The sequence below is a fragment of the Pseudomonas sp. NPDC047961 genome (genome assembly GCF_050272435.1).
In the GTDB taxonomy this organism is placed as follows: domain Bacteria; phylum Pseudomonadota; class Gammaproteobacteria; order Pseudomonadales; family Pseudomonadaceae; genus Stutzerimonas.
Window position 1 is genome coordinate 43,829 of record NZ_JBNNMD010000006.1, and the last position, 19,161, is coordinate 62,989.

Consider the following 19,161-nt stretch of genomic DNA (forward strand, 5'->3'; position numbering starts at 1 on the left):
CTGACAGAGGGATAGGTAAGTTGAGGCCCAGGCATCAGTGGCCTCGGCTGGCAATCGCAAGGGGAACAGCAAATCATCAGGAAAACTCTTGTCTGGGCCATAACTTGGAGCTGACCGGACTGAGGATGTTCCGAGAGAGCCGACGATCTGCCCGTCTCGTTATTTCATGCCTAGCCGTTCACGCATCTCAGCGGTGATTTGCTGCCCTGTCTGGTCGATCCCCGCCCATGGGTCTTCGCCCTGCTCTTCCAGGCGCGGCATGAGATTTCGAATGGTCCAGATATTCGCGCCCTTGAGATCCGCCAGCTCATCGCGGTGTATGGGCACTGAAACGGCAAGTCCCTCGCGCGCCCTAACCGAATAGGCGGCGACGGTGCTCGCGCCCTTACTGTTGCGCAGGTAGTCGATGAAGATTTTGCCGATCCGGTTCTTGGGGCCGCTGACCGCGGAGAAATGCTGCGGCATGAGCTTGGCCATGTACTGCGCTATGGCCTGACTGAAGGCTTTGACCTCGGTCCAGCTGTGGACGGGCTCCAGCGGCACCATCACATGCAGCCCTTTACCACCACTGGTCTTGAGATAAGACTGCAGACCCAGTTCGTCCAGCAAGGTCTGGGTGAGTTGAGTGGCCTCTACCATGCGCTTCCAGGGCAGCGCGGGGTCCGGGTCGAGATCAAGTACGAAGCGATCCGGGTTATTGAGCACCGGCGCCACGGCATTCCAAGTGTGCAGCTCGATGGTGCCCATCTGCGCCGCACTGATCAGCGCTTCGGCGGTGTCGATGGTCATCAATGCCGCATGGTTGGGAAACAGCGCGGTGTCCAATTGGGTGATATGCGGAATGCTCAGCTTCTCGGTGTGCTTTTGGAAGAACAGTTCACCATTGATGCCCTCTGGCGCGCGGACCAGAGCAAGCGGCCGCTGCGCCAGGTGCGGCAACGCCCATGGGGCGACTTCGGCATAAAAGCGTGCCAGCTCCATTTTGGTTGCCCCGATCGACTTGTCGATGATGCGTTCGGGGTTCGAGATCCTGATCTTGCCGCCCGCCGTGTTTGATGCGGGATTGCGTTGTTTCGGCTTCTCCGGGCTAGTTGCCTTTGCTGTTTTCGCTGGGCGCTCGTGGATGATGGCTTTAGCCGGCTTGTCCGAGCGCAGGCCATGAAAAACCGAATGGCGCACCACGCCCTGCCGGGTCATCTCCGCATAGGCGACCTCGCACATCAGCTCAGGCTTGAGCCAATGAGCACCGCGTACGTCGGCAGCTGGTGGCGCCTTTGCCAAGGGGCTCTTGTCGACTCCGAGCGGTTTGAGCTTGGCGTGCAGGCTCTCTAGAGTGGCGTGGTTGAAGCCGGTGCCCACCTTGCCGGCGTATATCAGCTGACCGTGTTCGTCGTGCAGCCCCAGCAGCAGCGCACCGAAGCCACTGCGCGTACCCTTCGGGTCGGTGTAGCCGACGATGACGAATTCCTGACGGTTCTTGCACTTGATCTTGACCCAGCTGTTGCTGCGCCGGGACACGTAAGTACTGCCTCCACGCTTGCCAATCAGCCCTTCCAGCTTCATCTGGCAAGCGCTCTCGAGCATGCTCTCCGGCTGTTCGGTGAAATCAGCGGAGAAGCGCAACAGCTCGCTTTCGTCAGCATCCAGCACCTGACTCAGGGCTGCTCGGCGCTCCTCCAGTGGGACCCCACGCAAGTCCATGCCATTCAGATAGGGAATATCGAACAGATAATAGAGGATGCTGCCGCTGCGGCCAGCTTCGAAGGCGTTCTGCAGCGCTTGGAAATCCGGCGTGCCGTCGTCGTCGGGCACCACCACTTCGCCGTCCAGCCAGGCCGATTTCAAACCAAGCCCGGCGAGCGCTTCGGCCTGCTGTGGCATCTTCTGCGTCCAGTCGTGACCGTTACGGGTGAAAAGCTGCACCCTGCCCGACTCGATGCGAGCCATGATGCGGTAACCGTCGAACTTGATTTCGTAGCGCCAATCCCCGTCAGGGACTGATTCAACCAACGTCGCGAGTTGGGGCTTGAAGCTCTCCGGTAACGGCGCCTGCTTGGCGCCCGTCAACGTCGCGTTCGGCGCGTCCTTGCGGCTGCGTCTACGCGCAGGTGTTTTGACCGCTTTGGCTGCGGCTGCCGGTGTGGCTTTACCACGCTTGCGGGGTATCAGGGTCCGATCGCTCAGCACGCTGTCGGGCAGCTCTTCGACGATGTCGTATTCGCTCTCTGGCCTGGCAGCGTCGTCGTTGGACTTGATCAGAAACCATTGTTCCTTTCCCCCGTCCATGCGCGTGCGAACCAGATTCCAGGTACCGCTCAGCTTTTCACCTTCGAGACTGAACTTCAGTTTGCCCTTGCGATAACCCTCTTGCGGGTCGCCCTCGGGAATCCAGACACCGCGATCCCAGACGATCACATCTCCCGCGCCGTAATGACCTTTCGGAATGCTTCCTTCGAACGTCGCGTATTCAAGCGGATGGTCTTCGACATGCACAGCCAGACGGCGCGATTTCGGATCGAGGGAGGGCCCCTTCGGGACAGCCCAACTTTTCAGCGTCCCGTCGAGCTCGAGGCGGAAGTCATAGTGCAGCCGCGTCGCGTCGTGCTTCTGGATGCAGTACTGAAGCGCACGAGCCTTGCGGCGTTTGCGCGTGCCGTTTTCGCCATCAGGCTCTGGGGTCGCAGTGAAGTCGCGCTTTCGGTTGTACTCATCCAAGGCCATGGCAGCGACTCCGTTATCGATTCATCCGAGCTGCGAACCTTCTGCCAAGCGGTGACGTAACGATGTTTACATCTCGGCAGGGCCTGCTAGCGTTTGTAGATGTTGAAAAACCAAGGCAGCGTCGACCCGGCGCGAGCCCCTTTCCATATGCAGACATCGATGGGAGGAAGGATCATGGCTACACGTCTACCTCTGCTCACCATAGAGAACATCCTTCGCGGTTATCTCCACCCCTTCCGCTGTGACTGCCATGCCCAAGAAGACAGCCATCTCACCGTTCGGCTCTATGAAGACATCGCTGGCGGTGAGGAGCTAACCGTATTTGGCATCACCGACGATCAGTGTCGGGATGCAGCGAACCTTGTACGGCTGGCCCAAGAGCTACGCTTCGAGCTCTATGCCACGCGCAGTGGCATGCCAGTCGCTGCGGATTCCGCCAAGGTTGTCGGAGGCTAGCCAATCGGCATTGCCTAGATCGACAACCTGGGTGGCCGAAGCAATCAGCGCTTCGCTTCGGTATGCGGCTCGGCTGCTCGGGTCAGGTAGGCTTGCGTCAGTTCGGCCAAGTGGCTGCGCATCCAGTCTGCCATTGCCACCTCCTCTGCCAGAATGCGCGTGCAGATGTCGGCTGTTTCGGTGTCGCCTACGGCTTTGGCCGCGGCAATCAGAATCTCATAAGAGGCGATCTCCAGATTCTCGAAGACGTAGCCCATCTGCGCACCTTTAACGATTTCGTCGTTGACCATCATGCCGCCCATGGCCTGCCCCATCGCTGTCATCTTGCCGCCCAGATCCTTTAAGCCGGAGTAGGACTTGTCGTAACGGTGCAAGCAGGTTTCGATGAGCTTTGCCTGATTCTGCGTTTCGGTAATGTGTTGCTCGATCCGCGCCTTCAGCTGTGGGTAATGCTCGATGCGGCTGGCCTGCTTGTTCAGCATGGTCTCTGCCTGAGCTTCCATGGCATGCGCGTCGCGCAGCCATTCGATCAGTCGTTCGATGCGAACATCATTTCCCGTCTGTGCGCTTTGCATATGTCCTCTCCCACTGGTTTGGATAGCCATCAGGGCGTCATCGCCGCCCTCTTGTTATGTGTGAGAGACGGCAAGCCAGTGGAGTTCCGCAGACCCGACTGACTGCACCTGCCATGAACTTTGCATAGGGCCACCAGTCCCTCATGCAACGGATTAAACGGAGCTGGCCTCATCGAATTTCTAGATCCCCTCCTCCAGTGGGAGAACTACATCACCGAACCGGCGCTGCGCACGATCCTGGTGTCCGCCTTCGTCGTGGTCTTGCTCAGCGTATTCAGCCGGGTGTTGACGGCAGTGATGTTGCGGCTGGGCCGTGGATTTCTGCTCACCAAGGCCGTGTCAGAACAGCTGGAAAAGCCCATCAGCGTGTTGCTACCACTACTCGGGCTACAAGCTGTGCTGGCGGCGGCCAGCGACGAACTGGCGCTGATCAGCCTCGCCCGGCGCCTCACCGCGCTGGTCATGATCGCCTGCTTCACCTGGCTGGCTATGCGGCTGGTTCGCGGGCTTGAGCACGCGGTGCGGTTGAGAAACCCCGTCGACGTCAGCGACAACCTGCGCGCACGGCAGATCCAGACCCAGTCACGGGTGCTATTGCGGACACTGAGCTTCTTCATTCTCTTGATCGGCGCCGCGGGAATGCTCATGACCTTTCCGGGCGCTCGCCAGTTCGGCGCTAGCCTCCTCGCGTCGGCGGGTCTTGCGGGCCTGGCCGTTGGCTTCGCCGCTCGCCCGGTCCTAGCCAACCTGATCGCAGGGATACAGATTGCGATTACCCAGCCAATTCGTCTGGATGACGTGGTGATCGTTGAAAACGAGTGGGGGCGAATCGAGGAGATCACCGGCACCTACGTAGTGGTGCGGATCTGGGATGACCGGCGGCTGGTGGTGCCGCTGCAATACTTCATCGAAAAGCCCTTCCAGAACTGGACACGGCGTAATTCAAGCATCATCGGCTCGATATTTATTTGGGTCGATTATTCGCTGCCGTTGGAGCCCGTGCGTGAGGAACTGCGTCGGCTGTGCCAGGAGGTGCCGGAGCTGTGGGACGGTCGTGTGATCGTGCTGCAGGTCACCGACAGCAGTGAAAAGTCGATACAGGTTCGGGTGCTGGTCAGTTCACCGGACTCATCGCGCAATTGGGACCTGCGCTGCCACCTGCGAGAGGCCTTGATCAAATTCATCCAGCGCGAATATCCCGGCTGCCTTCCGCAGCTGCGAGCGGACCTCAACGTGGGCCGAAAACCAAGCATCGAACACCCAGTTCCCGATCATGTCGAGCCCGAGCGTCAGCCGCCGGTGTGACCGCGGTGCCGATGCACCGGCTGTGCTGCAATACAGGGCATTACGCGAAGAATTGTCGTGTGTCGGTGCGTGAAGGCCGTCGAGATCGAGTCATTCGTGCTCCCGCAGTTTACGCAGCAGCTGCTCGTATTTGCTCGGCAACTGCTCTAGCCCGTAGCGAGCCGCCTGCTTACGAATCGACACGCGATCGCCTTCGAACTGAACGGTCTCGCTGATGCTCACTTGGCGCTCCCCTTGCATCAGCGCGTAGGCGTAGCACTGCGTGCCACCGGCGTCCTCCTCGTTGTCGTCGGCCACGCCAGTGTTTGCAATGGCAATGTCGGCGACGCTGGCGTTCAGCGCGCCGATGGCCATTTCGGTGGCGACCTCTTCGCTGGTAAGGCCAAAGGTTTCGATGGTTTCGAAACTGACATGCAGCAGACGGTTTTTCGCCTTCGGCGAATAGACGACAAATCCGCTGTCGAGCGCTTTGCCACAACCTGGGATGTCGCCTAACAGGGAGGCCATCAGGCCACACGTGCAGGATTCCGCAGTGGTCAACATCATCTGTTTGTCACGAAGAAACCGCACGATTTCAGCAAGGTTTTGCATGGTATTGGCTCCGGCTTTCAGCTTGAAAAAGCTCGCGTCAGTCAGATTTCGGAGGCTATCCCCTCGGGCAAAGTTCCAACCCTCTGCACTCCGTCTAAATGCGAGAACTATTTCACAGCGTTCGGGTCTGGTTTCAAGTAGGGCCAGCGCAGCTCTACGCCGCTCCTCGCGCGGCTCCAGTACAGAAAATCAGCTTTGCCGTGCTCATGGTTTGCAGCGCTCCGAGTGGTGCTGCGTGGAAGAAACGTGCTTATAGCAGGCCTGCTAGAGACGCTGGCCGCTTGGGGAGAGGTAAATTATGAGTATTGCTGCTGTGGACACCCGCCCTGTCCGCTTTAACATTGCACAACGCCTGGCGCCGCCAGCTGAACGTCCCTTGCTGCAATTGCGCAGCACCCAGGACGAGAAGAAAAAAATTCTTTTTGTGACGTCCGAATTGACCGACCTGGTCAAGACCGGCGGCCTGGCCGATGTGTCCGCAGCCCTGCCCCGGGCCCTCGGTGATCGGCATGACGTGCGCGTGCTCATTCCTGGCTACACACAAGTGATGCAGTGCGGCGAGCCGATTCGTATCGTTGGCAGCGTGATCTCCCACGCTGATCTGCCACCAAGCCGAATCGGCCGCCTAGACATGCCGGATGGCCTGATCATCTACGTGGTGGTTTGCCCGGAACTCTACGAGCGCGACGGCCTGCCTTATGGCGATGAGCATGGCCAGGATTGGCCGGATAATCCGGTGCGCTTTGCCCGCCTGTGCATGGCAGCAACCGATATTGCCGATGGCACGGCAGGTATTCGCTGGACGCCTGATCTGGTCCATGCACACGACTGGCCGACTGGGCTCACACCCGCCTACATGCACTGGCGTGGTCTGACCACGCCAAGCGTATTCACCATTCACAACCTGGCGTACCAGGGCAACATCGACATGAGCCTGCGCCGGTCGTTGGCAATTCCGCTGGAAGGCTGCGGGCCTGAGCGCATGGAATTTTACGGTGCCCTGTCGCTGCTCAAGGCCGGTATCGCCTATGCGAACCATGTCACCACAGTCAGCGCGACCTACGCGCAGGAGATCACCACGCCGGAATTCGGCTGCGGCATGGAAGGTTTCCTCAGCATGAAGGCGCGCCAGGGCCTGCTCACCGGCTTGCTCAACGGCATCGAAGAAAGCTGGGAGCCGCGCAGCTGCTCTCATCTGGTCAGCCCTTTCGGCCCGAATGACTGGTCCGGCAAAGACGCAAACGCGGCACACGTACGTGAACTCTTTGGCCTGGTCGAAGGCAACGGTCCATTGTTTTCGGTGGTTTCCCGCCTGGTGCACCAGAAAGGCATCGACCTGACCATCGCGGTTGCCGAAACCATCGTCGAGAACGGTGGCCAGCTGGCCATTCTCGGCCGTGGTGATCCGCATATCGAAGACGAAGTGCGGCGCCTGGTCGAACGTTTCCCCGGCCATGTCGGCGCGCATATCGGCTTCAACGAAACCGATGCTCGACGCCTGTTCGCTGGCAGTGACTTCCTACTCATGCCGTCGCGCTATGAGCCTTGCGGCCTGAGCCAGATGTACGCCCAGCGCTTTGCGTCATTGCCGATAGCCCACCGCACCGGCGGCCTGGCGGACAGCATTGATGACGGCGTCACCGGGTTCCTGTTCAGCGAAGCCACCGTCGACAGCTATCGCGGCGCCGTCGAACGCGCCCTGGCGGTGCATCAGAACGCCCAATTGCTCAATGCCATGCGCTGCCGTGCAATGAGCGGGGGATTTTTCTGGAGCCACGCGATCGAACCTTATGACCGGTTGTACCAACGCCTGTTGGGCGGACGACGCGAGGTCAGTGCCACTATCTAATGAGGTTGATCAATGCAGAATAGGCCCGCCCGCAACGGGCAACACGGACCGGTGCTGCTGGATGATTCCCGTACCCGGTTCAGGCTCTGGGCACCAGACGCGCAAAGCGTCAGCCTGGTGGTAGTTGGCGGCGATACGCTGCCCATGCAGGAAGGCGCTGATGGCTGGTACAGCGTCGAGGCCGATGTCGGCGCCGGCACACAGTACAGTTTCCTGATCGACAATGAGCTCCAGGTGCCGGACCCTGCGTCGCGGGCACAATCGGTTGATGTGCATGACCCAAGCGTCGTCGTCGATCCTGCTGCCTACCGGTGGCGCAACGCGGATTGGCAAGGCCGCCCCTGGCACGAAACCGTGCTCTACGAGCTACACGTTGGCAGCTATGGCGGCTATGCGCAGATCGAACAACGTCTTCAGGCGCTGGCTGATCTCGGCGTCACGGCTATTGAGTTGATGCCGCTCGCCGAGTTTCCGGGTGACCGTAACTGGGGCTACGACGGCGTTCTGCTCTACGCGCCGGAGGCCTCCTACGGCAGACCCGATGAGCTCAAGCACCTGGTCGACACCGCCCATGGCCTGGGCCTGATGGTGTTCATCGACGTGGTCTACAACCACTTCGGCCCGGACGGCAATTATCTGCACCGTTACGCCAAGCATTTCTTCCGCCACGACCAGCAGACGCCTTGGGGGGACGGGATCGATTTCCGCCGCCGCGAAGTGCGCGATTTCTTCATCGACAACGCGCTGATGTGGTTGATGGACTATCGCTTCGACGGGCTGCGCATGGACGCTGTCCACGCCATTCCCGACCGGACCTTCCTGCCCGAACTGGCTGAACGCGTGCGTGCGGAAGTGGAGCCTGGTCGCCATGTGCATCTGGTACTTGAGAACGAACACAACCTTGCCAGCCTGCTCGCGGATGATTTTACGGCCCAGTGGAACGACGACGGCCATAACATCCTGCATACCTTGCTCACCGACGAGAGCCAGGGCTATTACGGCGACTACCACAAGGACTCGACCAATAAGCTGGTGCGCTTCCTGGGCGAAGGATTCATCTACCAGGGCCATGAGAATCGCCGAGGCGAGTCGCGTGGCGAACCGAGCGGCCACCTGCCCCCCACTTCGTTCGTCCTGTTTCTGCAGAACCACGACCAGACGGGTAACCGGGCATTCGGCGACCGCCTGATCAACCTGGCGCCAGCGGATGCATTGAAGGCGGCGACTACCGTGCTGCTGCTCTCCCCCATGGTGCCGCTGCTATTCATGGGCGAGGAATGGGGCGCACGCGAGCCCTTCCTGTTCTTTACTAGCCACCACGGCGAGCTAGCCGATGCCGTACGCGAGGGGCGCCGTGGCGAGTTTGCGGAATTTGCCGAATTCGCCGACGAGCACACCCGCGAGCGCATTCCCGATCCAAACGCGTTGGAGACGTACGAGGCATCCAAACCTGATTTCAGCAAGCGCGACGAGCCTGAACACGCCGAATGGCTGCGCCTGTATCGCCAGCTGCTCCAGCTTCGCCACGCCGAAATCGTGCCGCGCCTGGAAGGCTCGCGCTTCCTCGGCGCTGAAGCCTTGGGCGAAGCCGCTGCGTTGGCGCGTTGGCAACTGGGCGACGGCAGCGAATTGCGCCTGGAGCTCAATTTGAGCGGCAAGGACCTTGCCGTTACGCCGCCCGCTGCGAATACGCGCTTACTGCACAGCAGCCGTGAAGGCGATTCAGGCGGCACTGACACGATACCTGCGCACACCGCCAGGATGTATTTGCTTGATTCTGCAGGAGTGTCTTAATGAGCGATGAACGACTGAACCGCCTGGCCGAGGCGGCTGGCCTGTCCATCGAATGGGTTGATGCAGATGGCAAGGATCAACGGGTCAAGCCGGAGGTCTTGCGTGCCGTGCTTGACGGGCTGGGGCTACCAGCCGAAAGCGATGATCAGATCGAACGCAGCCTGGAAAAGCTCGACACCGGCGCAGGCGCTGCCAGCGTGCCACCGCTGCTGACATTCGATCAGAATGCACCGCTGGACCTCAGTCAGTACTTTGAACCATCGTCCCGGTACAGCCTGACGCTAGAAGACGGTAGCCAGCAGAACGGCACCCTGGACGCCCAGTCACGCCTTGCCGCCATTGATGTGCCCGGCTATCACCAGCTGAACATCGCCGACCAGCAGCTGACACTCGCCGTTGCGCCAGTCGCCTGCCCAAGCGTCGAGGACGTGGCTGGCCCGGCTGCCTGGGGGGTCACGGTGCAGCTTTACGGGCTGCGGCGTCCGGGTGACGGCGGGCTCGGCGATACCCAGGCGCTCGAAGCGGTTGCGCGCAACGCGGCGGCACACGGAGCCGACGCTTTGGGCATCAGCCCTGTGCATGCGATGTTCACAGGCAACAGCCAGCAATACAGCCCGTACTCACCGTCGAGCCGGCTGTTCTACAACATTCTGCACAGCGCACCTGGCAGCGTGCTGGGTGAAAAGCCGCTGCGCATGGCAATCGAGTCCTGCGGACTTGCCGACGAGTTGGAACGCCTCGAGTCGCTCGAACTGATCGATTGGGACGCCGCCTCTCAAGCCCGGCAGTGCCTGCTGCGCACGCTGTACGAGGATTTCTCCACAGGCGGCAACGCTCAGCAGGCAGACTTCGACAGCTTCCGCGAGGCGGGTGGTGAAGCGCTGGAAAACCAATGCCGCTTCGAGGCGCTACACGCCGCCCTCCTCAGTCCCGAAGGCTATCCGCAACACTGGCGTGACTGGCCTGAGGAATACCGCACGCCCCAGAGCCCTGCCGTCGAACAGTTCGCGCAGGAAAACACCGCCGAGGTGAGCTATTACGCGTTCTGCCAATGGTTGATCGCCCGTGGACTTGAGCGGGCCCAGATTGCCGCACGCAGTGCCGGAATGAAGATCGGCCTGATCAGCGATCTGGCCGTCGGAGCCGACGGTGGCGGCAGTCAGGCCTGGAGCCGCCAGGATGAAGTGCTAGCAGCGCTCAGCGTGGGTGCACCGCCAGACATCATCAATCGCCAGGGGCAGAGCTGGGGAATCTCAGCGTTCTCCCCATGGGGCTTGAAGGCCCATGGTTACCGCGCGTTCATCGAAATGGTAAGGGCTAATTTGGCGCATGCCGGTGGCATACGCATTGACCATGTGATGGGCCTGATGCGCCTGTGGGTGATGCCAGCGGGCGCCGGACCTACCGAAGGCGCTTATCTCAACTACCCGTTCGATGACCTGCTGCGGCTGCTCACGCTGGAAGCCTGGCGGCGTAACGCCGTAGTGCTCGGTGAAGACCTCGGCACGGTGCCCGAAGGGCTGCGTGAAAAGTTAGCGGCGCGCAAGCTGCTAGGCATGCGTGTGCTGTTCTTCGAACGCGATGACAAGGGCACTTTCAAACCGCTCGAAGAATGGCCCGCCAGCGCAATCGCTACGTCTACCACGCATGACCTGCCCACCATCGAAGGTTGGTGGAAGGCCCACGATATCGACTGGCGCATCCGCGTCGGCCAGCACCGTGAAGACGAGCGCCCGGCGCAGCTGGAGGAACGCGAGCGCGAGCGCGCCGGGCTGCTGCGGCTGTTGCGTGAGTATGCGCCGAGCGTCAAGGGCGACCTCGCCGATCCCGACGTCCTGGCCGACGCCTGCGCGGTATGCCTCGGACGCTCGCCAGCGCCGTTGGTGCTGTTTCCGGTCGAAGACGCCCTGGGCCTGCTCGAACAACCGAACATGCCCGGCATCGTCGACACCCATCCCAATTGGCGGCGCCGCTACCCCAGCGATAGCGCCACCCTGCTTGACGACCCCGCCTGTTCGCACCGCCTGGAGCTTCTCTCCAATGCGCGCAAGCAGGCCATTGGAAGCAAACATTGATGAGAGACCTTAGCGCCACGTTGCGACTGCAGTTCCATCGTGACTTCACCCTCGACGATGCCACTGCACTGGTCAATTACTTCGCTGACCTGGGCATCAGTCATCTATACGCGTCGCCCCTGTTGACGGCCCGCCCTGGCTCGATGCACGGCTACGATGTCATCGACCCTACCCGGATCAATCCCGAACTGGGCGGCGAGCCGGCACTACGCCGCCTGGTCGATGCCCTTCGGGCCAAGGGGATGGGCCTGATACTCGATATCGTCTCCAACCACATGGCGGTGGGTGGCTCGGGCAATCCCTGGTGGCTCGATGTGCTCGAATGGGGCCGCCGTAGCCCCTATGCGCAGTTCTTCGACATTCAGTGGAACTCGCCTGATCCGCTGCTCGAAGGCCAACTGTTGGTTCCTTTCCTCGGCAGTGACTACGGCGAAGCCTTGCAGCAAGGCAAGATCCCCCTAAAGCTGGACATCGATAACGGCGCCTTCTACGCCGAGCACTACGAGCACCGCTTCCCTATTTCGCCACCGACCTACGGCGAAATCCTGCGCCTGACCGACCAACCGGAATTGCGCACCCTAGGGCAGCATTTCGACGCATTGAAGACCGAGCCCGCGCCGTACCAAACCGCCCGCCAGCTTCGCGCGGATCTGGCGCGACTGCTGGAAGACAGCGCCACGCGGCAGACACTTGAAAGTGCGCTGCGGCACTACGACTCCACCACCGAAGAAGGCTTCAAACGGCTTCACGGGTTGCTGGAGCGGCAGCACTATCGTCTGGCCAGCTGGCGCACCGCAGGCGACGACATAAACTGGCGTCGCTTCTTCGACATCAACGAGCTGGGTGGCCTGCGTGTCGAGCGGCCGGTGGTGTTCGAGGAAACCCACGCGAAGATCTTCGAGCTGATCAGCGAAGGATTGGTCGACGGGCTGCGCATCGACCACATCGATGGCTTGGCCAATCCACGCGGTTACTGCCGCCGTCTGCGGCGCCGTGTCGATCGGCTCAATGCCGCGCGTCCCGAAGGCGCGGAACAGGATCATGTGCCGATCTACGTCGAGAAGATTCTCGCTGAAGGTGAGCGCCTGCATGATGACTGGGGTGTCGATGGCACCACCGGCTATGAATTCATGAATCAGGTGTCCTTGCTGCAGCACGATCCAGCTGGCAAATCCGTGCTGTGCTCGCTGTGGAGCGAAACTGCCGACCGCCCCGCCGATTTCATGGAGGAGGTCCGCCAGGCTCGGCAACTGGTGCTCACCGGGCCGCTGGCTGGCGACTTCGAAACCGTCGCCCAGGCACTGCTACAGGTTGCGCGGCATGACGTGATGACCCGCGACATTACCCTGGGCGCTATCCGCCGCGCGTTGCTCGAGCTGATCGTCCACTTCCCCGTGTATCGCACCTACATCGCCGCGCGTGGCCGGCGCGAGGCCGACGAGCCGTTCTTCCAACAGGCGTTGGCCGCAGCCCGCACCACACTGGGCGAGGCCGATTGGCCGCTACTCGATCACCTTGATAGATGGTTGGGCGGCGAAGACCTTCGCTCGTTGCCGCCGGGACCTGCACGGCGCATCCGCCGATATGCCTGCACGCGGTTCCAGCAGCTAACCTCGCCGGCTGCCGCCAAAGCCGTAGAAGACACCGCCTGCTACCGCTCCGGCGCGCTGCTGTCGCGCAACGACGTTGGCTTCGATCCGCAGACCTTCAGCGCGCCTGTCGACACCTTTCATGCCGAGTGCCTGGCGCGCGCCGAACATTTCCCTCGAAACCTGCTGACGACGGCCACCCACGACCACAAACGCGGCGAAGACACCCGTGCTCGGATGACCGTGATCAGTGAGCGTGCCGAATGGTACGCCAGCAAAGTGCGCCACTGGCGCCAGCTCGCCTATGGCCAGCGTCAGGAATTGCCCGATGGACCGGCGCCTTCTGCTGGCGATGAAATGTTGCTGTTTCAGGTGTTGCTCGGCTGCTGGCCGCTGGATCTGAACACCGACGACAAGCCGGCCATGGAGACCTTCTGCGAGCGGATGATCCAGTGGCAGGAAAAGGCCGTACGCGAGGCCAAGTTGCGCAGCACCTGGACCGATCCGAACAGTGACTACGAAGGTGCGTGCCAGCATTACCTCCGAGCGCTGCTTCTGGGCGACGAGTGCAAAACGCTGCGGGACGACATCGCGGCGGCTGCCCACGAGCTGGCACCTGCCGGCGCGCTGAACAGCCTTACTCAAACGCTCCTGCGAATGACCACTCCAGGCGTGCCCGACCTCTATCAAGGTACGGACTACTGGGATTTCAGTCTGGTCGACCCCGACAACCGCCGCCCGGTCGATTTCGATAGCCGTCGCGCCACCTTCCAACCGGATGCCCTGCCGACCGAACTGATGGAGAACTGGCAGGACGGGCGCATCAAGCAATGGCTGATCGCGCGCACGCTCAAGCTGCGTCGGGCCCAACCTCAGCTGTTCACCGCGGGCAGCTACCTGCCGTTGAAGGTCGAGGGCGAGCACGCCGAGAGCCTCATCGCCTTTGCCCGTGAGCTCGATGGCAGTTGGTTGATAGTGGTAGCAGCGCGTCTGGCCAGCGGCCTGCTCGGCGACAGCACGACACCCAGTATTCCGGCCGCGCGCTGGGGCGACACCCACGTTCGATTGCCCGATGCGCTGAGCGGTCATGCGATGGAGCGACTTTTTGACGGAATGGCAGTCACACCCAAACAAGAAGGGTTGAGCGTGACTGAAATTTTGCAGCACCTGCCTTTTGCGCTTTTACAGCTAACAAACAGTTCAACAGGAGAATCAGAACGATGACTAAACAAGAGCAGCGCATCCGCGAACTGGCGTATGACATCTGGGTATCAGAAGGCCGTCCGCACGGTGAAGATGCACGCCATTGGGCGATGGCACGCAAGCTGGCCGAGGCGGAAAACGACACTTCCGATACCAAGCCAGCAAAAACCCGCAAGGCAGTCACCAAACCAACGGATGCAACGCCTGCTGACAAACCAGCCAAGGCGACCAAAGCAGCCAAGCCTGCAAAGGACATCAAAGAACCGAAAGACGTCAAACCAGCCAAGCCAGCGGTCGCCCCAACCAAGGGAGCTGCACGCCCTAAAGCCAAGGCGGGTACCGACGCTGCCGAAGGCACACCGGAAGGCGTGAAGAAGACTCGCGCGCCCCGAGCCAAGAAAGAAAGCTGAACGACACCGCGCCACGAATCCGAACCAACCCTCGAAGAGGGTTGGCGGGCTGTGACGAATCTTCACCTTGCACAGCACCTACCTAGCGTTGCCATCGGAGATTTCATGAGTAGAAACAAACCTGCGGCGCCTCAAATTCTGGTGCCTTCGCGTATTCGCGAAGGACAGCCCTTCCCGCTTGGCGCCACCTGGGACGGATTAGGGGTTAACTTCGCGATCTTTTCCGCGAATGCCACAAGGGTTGAGCTGTGTCTGTTCGATACCGATGGTGAAACCGAACTCGAGCGAATCGAGCTGCCCGAATACACCGATGAGATCTGGCATGGTTACCTGCCTGATGCTCATCCGGGGCAGATCTATGGCTACCGCGTGCATGGGCCTTACGAGCCGGATGCCGGCCACCGATTTAACCCGAACAAACTGCTGATCGACCCCTATGCCAAGCAGCTGGTCGGTGGGCTGAAATGGTCCGAGGCACTCTTTGGCTACACCATCGGCCACGCCGATGCTGACCTGAGCTACGACGAGCGCGACAGCGCGCCCTTCGTACCGAAGTCGAAAGTCATCGACCCGGCGTTCACCTGGGGTCATGACCGACCGGTTCAAGTCCCTTGGGACCGCACAATCATTTATGAAACCCACGTGCGCGGTTTCACCATGCAGCACCCTTCAGTACCCGAAGACATGCGCGGGACATTTGGCGGTTTCAAGACGCCGGACGTCATTGATTACATCCGCAAGCTCGGCGTCTCCTCGGTGGAGTTCCTGCCCATCCATGCATTTGTCCAGGACCAACACCTGCTCGAAAAGGGCATGACCAACTACTGGGGCTACAACAGCATCGCCTTCTTCGCGCCTCATCCGAAGTACCTGGCAAGCGGGAAGATCAGCGAATTCAAGGAAATGGTCGCGCACCTGCATAACGCTGATCTGGAGGTCATTCTCGACGTGGTCTACAACCACACCGCCGAGGGCAACGAGATGGGTCCCACCCTGTCCATGCGCGGCATCGACAACGCCTCCTACTACCGCCTGATGCCCGACGAGAAGCGCTACTACATCAACGATTCCGGCACTGGTAACACCCTGGACATGAGCCACCCATGCGTGGTGCAGATGGTTACCGACTCACTGCGCTACTGGGCTGAGGAAATGCATGTCGACGGCTTCCGCTTCGACTTGGCAACCATCTTGGGTCGGGAACATGACGGCTATGACGAGCGCCACGGCTTCCTCGTAGCGTGCCGCCAAGACCCTGTCCTGGCCAAGACCAAACTCATTGCAGAGCCATGGGATTGCGGCCCTGGTGGCTATCAGGTCGGCGGCTTCCCGCCGGGCTGGGCCGAATGGAATGACCAGTATCGCGACACCGTTCGTGCCTTCTGGAAAGGTGATGGTGACCAGTTGCCGGACTTCGCCGCTCGTTTGACTGGATCAGGCGATCTGTTCAACCAGCGCGGCCGCCGCCCATTCAGTTCGGTGAACTTCATCACCGCGCATGACGGCTTCACCCTGAATGACCTGGTGTCGTACAACGACAAGCACAACGAGGCCAATGACGAAGACAACCGTGACGGCAGCAGCAACAACATCTCCTGGAACCATGGCGCGGAAGGTCCGACTGACGATCCGGAGATCAACGAGTTGCGCTTCCGCCAGATGCGCAACTTCTTCGGCACCCTGCTGTTCTCCCAGGGCACGCCGATGATCGTCGCCGGTGACGAGTTCGCGCGCACCCAGAACGGCAACAACAACGCCTACTGCCAGGACAGCGAAATCGGCTGGGTCAACTGGGATATTTCCGAGGATGGCCGCACGCTGCAGGCCTTCGTGCGCAAGCTGATCCGGCTGCGTCAACGCTATCCGATGCTGCGTCGCGGTCGCTTCCTCGTCGGCGCCTATAACGAGGAGCTGGGCGTTAAGGACATCACCTGGCTGGCACCGCACGGCGAGGAAATGACTATCGAGCATTGGGAAGACGGCAACAACCGATGCATGGGCATGTTGCTCGATGGGCGGGCGCAGCCGACCGGTATCCGCAAGGCGGGCTCGGATGCCACTCTACTGCTTATCGTCAACTCACATCATGACGTGGTCAATTTCGCACTTCCCGAAGTGCCTCAAGGCATCTATTGGAACCGCCTGATCGATACCAACAACCCCAACGCCCGATCTGAGCGTTTCGACTTCAATAACGATTACGCCCTCACCGGCCGTTCTCTGTTGCTGTTTGAGTTGATCAAGGAAGAGGAGTAAACGACTCAGGCATCGGCCTGACGACAGCAGCCGACAAAGCCCCGTTCGGGGCTTTGTCGGCTCTGTAGAGCGGCAATCGAGCCGACACTCAACCGTTCGTTTGATCTCGACGCGCGGTATTGAACCCCGCAATGTGCCCCAAGTCCCAACCCACAGCGCGGTGTTCATGAACCCAACGGATTTGTTCCTGCCAGCCGCGGGCAGAGTGTCCCTTCCGTGACGGATCACTTTTTTATGCAACTTACTCGGCTGATCTCTTTCGTCCTTCTAACCTTGTGCTCGCTCGCCACCCTGCCCTCGCTTGCCGGCGGGACCATCAGCAACGCGACGCTCCCCGCCGCCAAGCCCGGCACTGTGAAGCTGTTCGTCAACCGGGTCGGGTCGGGCAAAGCGATGGATGTGCGCAACGATACGGACGTTCCCGTCGAAGTCGTGTTGCGCCTGACGCACATGGTGAATGTGACAGGCGTTGGCAAAGGCGTGGTTCGCAAGACGGTTCCCGCACGGACCCGCATGCGCGTTGCCACGCTTCGCAAACGCCAAGCCGGCTATCCACTGATGTACCAGCAGTCGTTCAGCTATTCGTTGATCTACTCACCGGAGCCAGGCAAGAAGGGTTCTGTTGGCGGTTATGCCTATGCCCTGCCTTGGAAAGGCGGTCCGTTCTCCATTTCCCAGGGCGCTGGCGGGGACTACAGCCACACCTCACCCAAAGGCCGCTACGCCGTCGATATAGCCATGCCGGAAGGCACACCAATCGTTGCGGCGCGCGCGGGAACGGTATTGAAAGCGCGCGATGGACAGCACGGGCGGATGCCCAACCCGGCGGGCAACTACGTGCGAATCCTGCACGACGACGGTACGCATAGCGCGTATCTCCATCTGAAGCGCGGTTCGGTTAAGGTCAAGTCAGGGCAACAGGTGAAGGTCGGCAGCCTGCTTGGCCACTCCGGCAATACAGGGCGTAGCACGGGCCCGCACCTGCATTTTGTCGTGCAGAAAGCCTATGGCGACTCGATGTTGTCGATCCCCTTCCGTTTCTCGCAGCCAGTCAGCACGCTGCCGAATTTCGCCAGTAACAATTGATCGCTACGGTGCGTCAGCACGCTGCCAGGCGAAACTGAAGGTCTCGCCGGCGGACATGCGCTCTAGATGATCGGCCACTACGGTTTCCATTCGCGCCAACAGCTCCTCGTCCTGCGTCTGCAATTTTGCCGTCAGGCTGTTATCTCCGGCCGTCAACCAGCATTGGGTGGCGCCTAACACGATATGCCCCTGATGATCATCGAAGTCCACCTCGAACTTGTGGCTCCAATGTTTGCAGAGACGGCGGATCAGGCGACTCGGATCGGATGTCTGGATTTGTACGGTGGAGCTCAGCATGATGAATCCTCTTTCTTAAAATGGGCTGATGAATCAGCCAAACCGATAGGCTGACAGCGTCGTATGCATGACGCGGTCGGTGAATATCTTGCGCCCGGCACAATCGCCCGCAGCGCCGGCCGCCACCATCAGCGGCAATAGATGTTCTTCGCCGCCCGGCGGATGACAGAGCCGCGCCGAAGGCGCCTGCTCCCAGTGCTGGAGCAACGCCTCGCGACGCGCGGCCGGCGAGCTGACGGCGTCGCTCAACCATTGATCGAAGGCGTCCGAAATCGGCGCAAAACGCGGATCGCCATAGCCACGCATGTTATGGAAGCTCATACCGCTGCCGACGATTAGCACGCCGTCGTCGCGCAACGGAGCGATGGCGCGACCGATGGCGAGATGGGCTGCAGCATCTAGATCGCGCTGCAGCGACAACTGCACCACCGGCACGTCTGCCTCTGCAAACATCAGTTTCAGCGGAATGAAGGTGCCGTGGTCGAAGCCGCGCAGACCATCTTCGCCCGCCGGAATGCCAGCTTGGCCGAGCAACTCGACCAGACGTGCAGCCAGCGGCGGATCGCCTGGCGCCGGGTAGTCTAATGCGTAGGTGTGCGCTGGAAAGCCGTTGTAGTCGTAGATGAGTTCAGGCCGTGCGTGTGCGGTAACCATGGCCCTGGGCTCCATCCAATGCCCGGAGATCAGCACGATCGCGCGAGGGCGCCGCGGCAACGTTGCGGCGACAGACCTCAGGAAGGCAGCCATCGCGTCCCAGGCATCGATCGGGTTCCACTCCATGAAGAAGCACGGACCGGCGCCGTGCGGCACGAAAAGCGTTGGCATCCGAGCCGGTGGCGTCCTGTTGGCGTGTTCGTTCATGGCATCGTGATCCTGAGCGGGCGGACGCACAGTATGGATTACACTCGTTTTGAGCTGAACAAGGGAATCCACGTCAACAGTTTCAACTGAGAG

14 protein-coding genes are annotated in these 19,161 nt (G+C 60.8%); 9 read left to right on the top strand and 5 right to left on the bottom strand.

Annotated elements, in window-relative coordinates; genetic code table 11:
• Window positions 1–159: 159 nt before the first annotated feature.
• Entirely contained in the window at window positions 160–2,721 is a 2,562-nt protein-coding gene (ligD, locus tag ACQKIK_RS18615) for a DNA ligase D (protein ID WP_499137057.1), read from the bottom strand.
• A 174-nt stretch (window positions 2,722–2,895) separates the two neighbouring features.
• Here ligD and ACQKIK_RS18620 point away from each other — a divergent pair, with 174 nt between their 5' ends.
• The gene (locus ACQKIK_RS18620) at window positions 2,896–3,177 is read left to right on the top strand and encodes a DUF1652 domain-containing protein (RefSeq protein ID WP_499137058.1); all 282 of its coding nucleotides are present in this window, start codon (window positions 2,896–2,898) and stop codon (window positions 3,175–3,177) included.
• Window positions 3,178–3,221: 44 nt separating this feature from the next.
• On the opposite strand, the gene ACQKIK_RS18625 is transcribed toward ACQKIK_RS18620, so the two are convergent.
• Window positions 3,222–3,752 carry a ferritin-like domain-containing protein gene (locus ACQKIK_RS18625; protein ID WP_046161284.1) on the bottom strand — a complete coding sequence of 177 codons (531 nt, stop codon included), beginning with the start codon at window positions 3,750–3,752 and terminating at the stop codon, window positions 3,222–3,224.
• Window positions 3,753–3,992: 240 nt separating this feature from the next.
• Between ACQKIK_RS18625 and ACQKIK_RS18630 the strand changes: the two genes are divergently transcribed.
• Window positions 3,993–5,057: a mechanosensitive ion channel family protein gene (locus ACQKIK_RS18630; RefSeq protein WP_499137059.1), complete on the top strand. Its 1,065-nt coding sequence runs from the start codon at window positions 3,993–3,995 to the stop codon at window positions 5,055–5,057.
• Between the two features lie 90 nt (window positions 5,058–5,147).
• On the opposite strand, the gene ACQKIK_RS18635 is transcribed toward ACQKIK_RS18630, so the two are convergent.
• Window positions 5,148–5,648 (bottom strand): CinA family protein, encoded by a 501-nt coding sequence (locus ACQKIK_RS18635; protein ID WP_045427370.1) that lies wholly within the window; start codon window positions 5,646–5,648, stop codon window positions 5,148–5,150.
• 298 nt (window positions 5,649–5,946) lie between these two features.
• Between ACQKIK_RS18635 and glgA the strand changes: the two genes are divergently transcribed.
• The 7 genes from glgA (at window position 5,947) to ACQKIK_RS18670 (ending at window position 17,910) form a co-directional block, all read left to right on the top strand.
• On the top strand, window positions 5,947–7,497 hold the full coding sequence (gene glgA / locus ACQKIK_RS18640) for a glycogen synthase GlgA (RefSeq protein WP_499137060.1): 1,551 nt from the start codon (window positions 5,947–5,949) through the stop codon (window positions 7,495–7,497).
• 12 nt (window positions 7,498–7,509) lie between these two features.
• A complete protein-coding gene (treZ, locus tag ACQKIK_RS18645; protein ID WP_499137061.1) occupies window positions 7,510–9,291 on the top strand; it encodes a malto-oligosyltrehalose trehalohydrolase in 1,782 nt (593 codons plus the stop codon).
• Window positions 9,291–11,366 carry a 4-alpha-glucanotransferase gene (malQ, locus tag ACQKIK_RS18650; RefSeq protein WP_499137062.1) on the top strand — a complete coding sequence of 692 codons (2,076 nt, stop codon included), beginning with the start codon at window positions 9,291–9,293 and terminating at the stop codon, window positions 11,364–11,366. The genes treZ and malQ overlap by 1 nt, the downstream gene beginning before the upstream one ends.
• Window positions 11,366–14,179 carry a malto-oligosyltrehalose synthase gene (locus ACQKIK_RS18655; RefSeq protein WP_499137063.1) on the top strand — a complete coding sequence of 938 codons (2,814 nt, stop codon included), beginning with the start codon at window positions 11,366–11,368 and terminating at the stop codon, window positions 14,177–14,179. Before malQ ends, ACQKIK_RS18655 begins: the two co-directional genes overlap by 1 nt.
• Window positions 14,176–14,568, top strand: a complete 393-nt coding sequence (locus tag ACQKIK_RS18660) for a DUF2934 domain-containing protein (RefSeq protein WP_045427381.1) — start codon at window positions 14,176–14,178, stop codon at window positions 14,566–14,568. The genes ACQKIK_RS18655 and ACQKIK_RS18660 overlap by 4 nt, the downstream gene beginning before the upstream one ends.
• Window positions 14,569–14,673: 105 nt before the next feature.
• Window positions 14,674–16,824 carry a glycogen debranching protein GlgX gene (gene glgX, locus ACQKIK_RS18665; protein WP_499137064.1) on the top strand — a complete coding sequence of 717 codons (2,151 nt, stop codon included), beginning with the start codon at window positions 14,674–14,676 and terminating at the stop codon, window positions 16,822–16,824.
• A 234-nt stretch (window positions 16,825–17,058) separates the two neighbouring features.
• Complete coding sequence (locus ACQKIK_RS18670; RefSeq protein ID WP_499137065.1) at window positions 17,059–17,910, top strand: M23 family metallopeptidase; 852 nt, start codon at window positions 17,059–17,061, stop codon at window positions 17,908–17,910.
• A gap of 3 nt (window positions 17,911–17,913) precedes the next feature.
• Here the strand turns inward: ACQKIK_RS18670 and ACQKIK_RS18675 are convergent, their stop codons facing one another.
• On the bottom strand, window positions 17,914–18,207 hold the full coding sequence (locus ACQKIK_RS18675) for a DUF2218 domain-containing protein (protein WP_046161276.1): 294 nt from the start codon (window positions 18,205–18,207) through the stop codon (window positions 17,914–17,916).
• A gap of 33 nt (window positions 18,208–18,240) precedes the next feature.
• Window positions 18,241–19,068, bottom strand: coding sequence for a DODA-type extradiol aromatic ring-opening family dioxygenase (locus tag ACQKIK_RS18680; protein ID WP_499137066.1), 828 nt, complete (start codon window positions 19,066–19,068; stop codon window positions 18,241–18,243).
• Between the last annotated feature and the right edge of the window lie 93 nt (window positions 19,069–19,161).

Excerpts from the sequence above, each read along its gene's own strand:
- ligD (WP_499137057.1), bottom strand. The coding sequence starts at position 2,721 with ATGGCCTTGGATGAGTACAACCGAAAGCGCGACTTCACTGCGACCCCA.
- ACQKIK_RS18620 (WP_499137058.1), top strand. The coding sequence starts at position 2,896 with ATGGCTACACGTCTACCTCTGCTCACCATAGAGAACATCCTTCGCGGT.
- ACQKIK_RS18625 (WP_046161284.1), bottom strand. The coding sequence starts at position 3,752 with ATGCAAAGCGCACAGACGGGAAATGATGTTCGCATCGAACGACTGATC.
- ACQKIK_RS18635 (WP_045427370.1), bottom strand. The coding sequence starts at position 5,648 with ATGCAAAACCTTGCTGAAATCGTGCGGTTTCTTCGTGACAAACAGATG.
- glgA (WP_499137060.1), top strand. The coding sequence starts at position 5,947 with ATGAGTATTGCTGCTGTGGACACCCGCCCTGTCCGCTTTAACATTGCA.
- treZ (WP_499137061.1), top strand. The coding sequence starts at position 7,510 with ATGCAGAATAGGCCCGCCCGCAACGGGCAACACGGACCGGTGCTGCTG.
- malQ (WP_499137062.1), top strand. The coding sequence starts at position 9,291 with ATGAGCGATGAACGACTGAACCGCCTGGCCGAGGCGGCTGGCCTGTCC.
- ACQKIK_RS18655 (WP_499137063.1), top strand. The coding sequence starts at position 11,366 with ATGAGAGACCTTAGCGCCACGTTGCGACTGCAGTTCCATCGTGACTTC.
- ACQKIK_RS18660 (WP_045427381.1), top strand. The coding sequence starts at position 14,176 with ATGACTAAACAAGAGCAGCGCATCCGCGAACTGGCGTATGACATCTGG.
- glgX (WP_499137064.1), top strand. The coding sequence starts at position 14,674 with ATGAGTAGAAACAAACCTGCGGCGCCTCAAATTCTGGTGCCTTCGCGT.
- ACQKIK_RS18670 (WP_499137065.1), top strand. The coding sequence starts at position 17,059 with ATGCAACTTACTCGGCTGATCTCTTTCGTCCTTCTAACCTTGTGCTCG.
- ACQKIK_RS18675 (WP_046161276.1), bottom strand. The coding sequence starts at position 18,207 with ATGCTGAGCTCCACCGTACAAATCCAGACATCCGATCCGAGTCGCCTG.
- ACQKIK_RS18680 (WP_499137066.1), bottom strand. The coding sequence starts at position 19,068 with ATGAACGAACACGCCAACAGGACGCCACCGGCTCGGATGCCAACGCTT.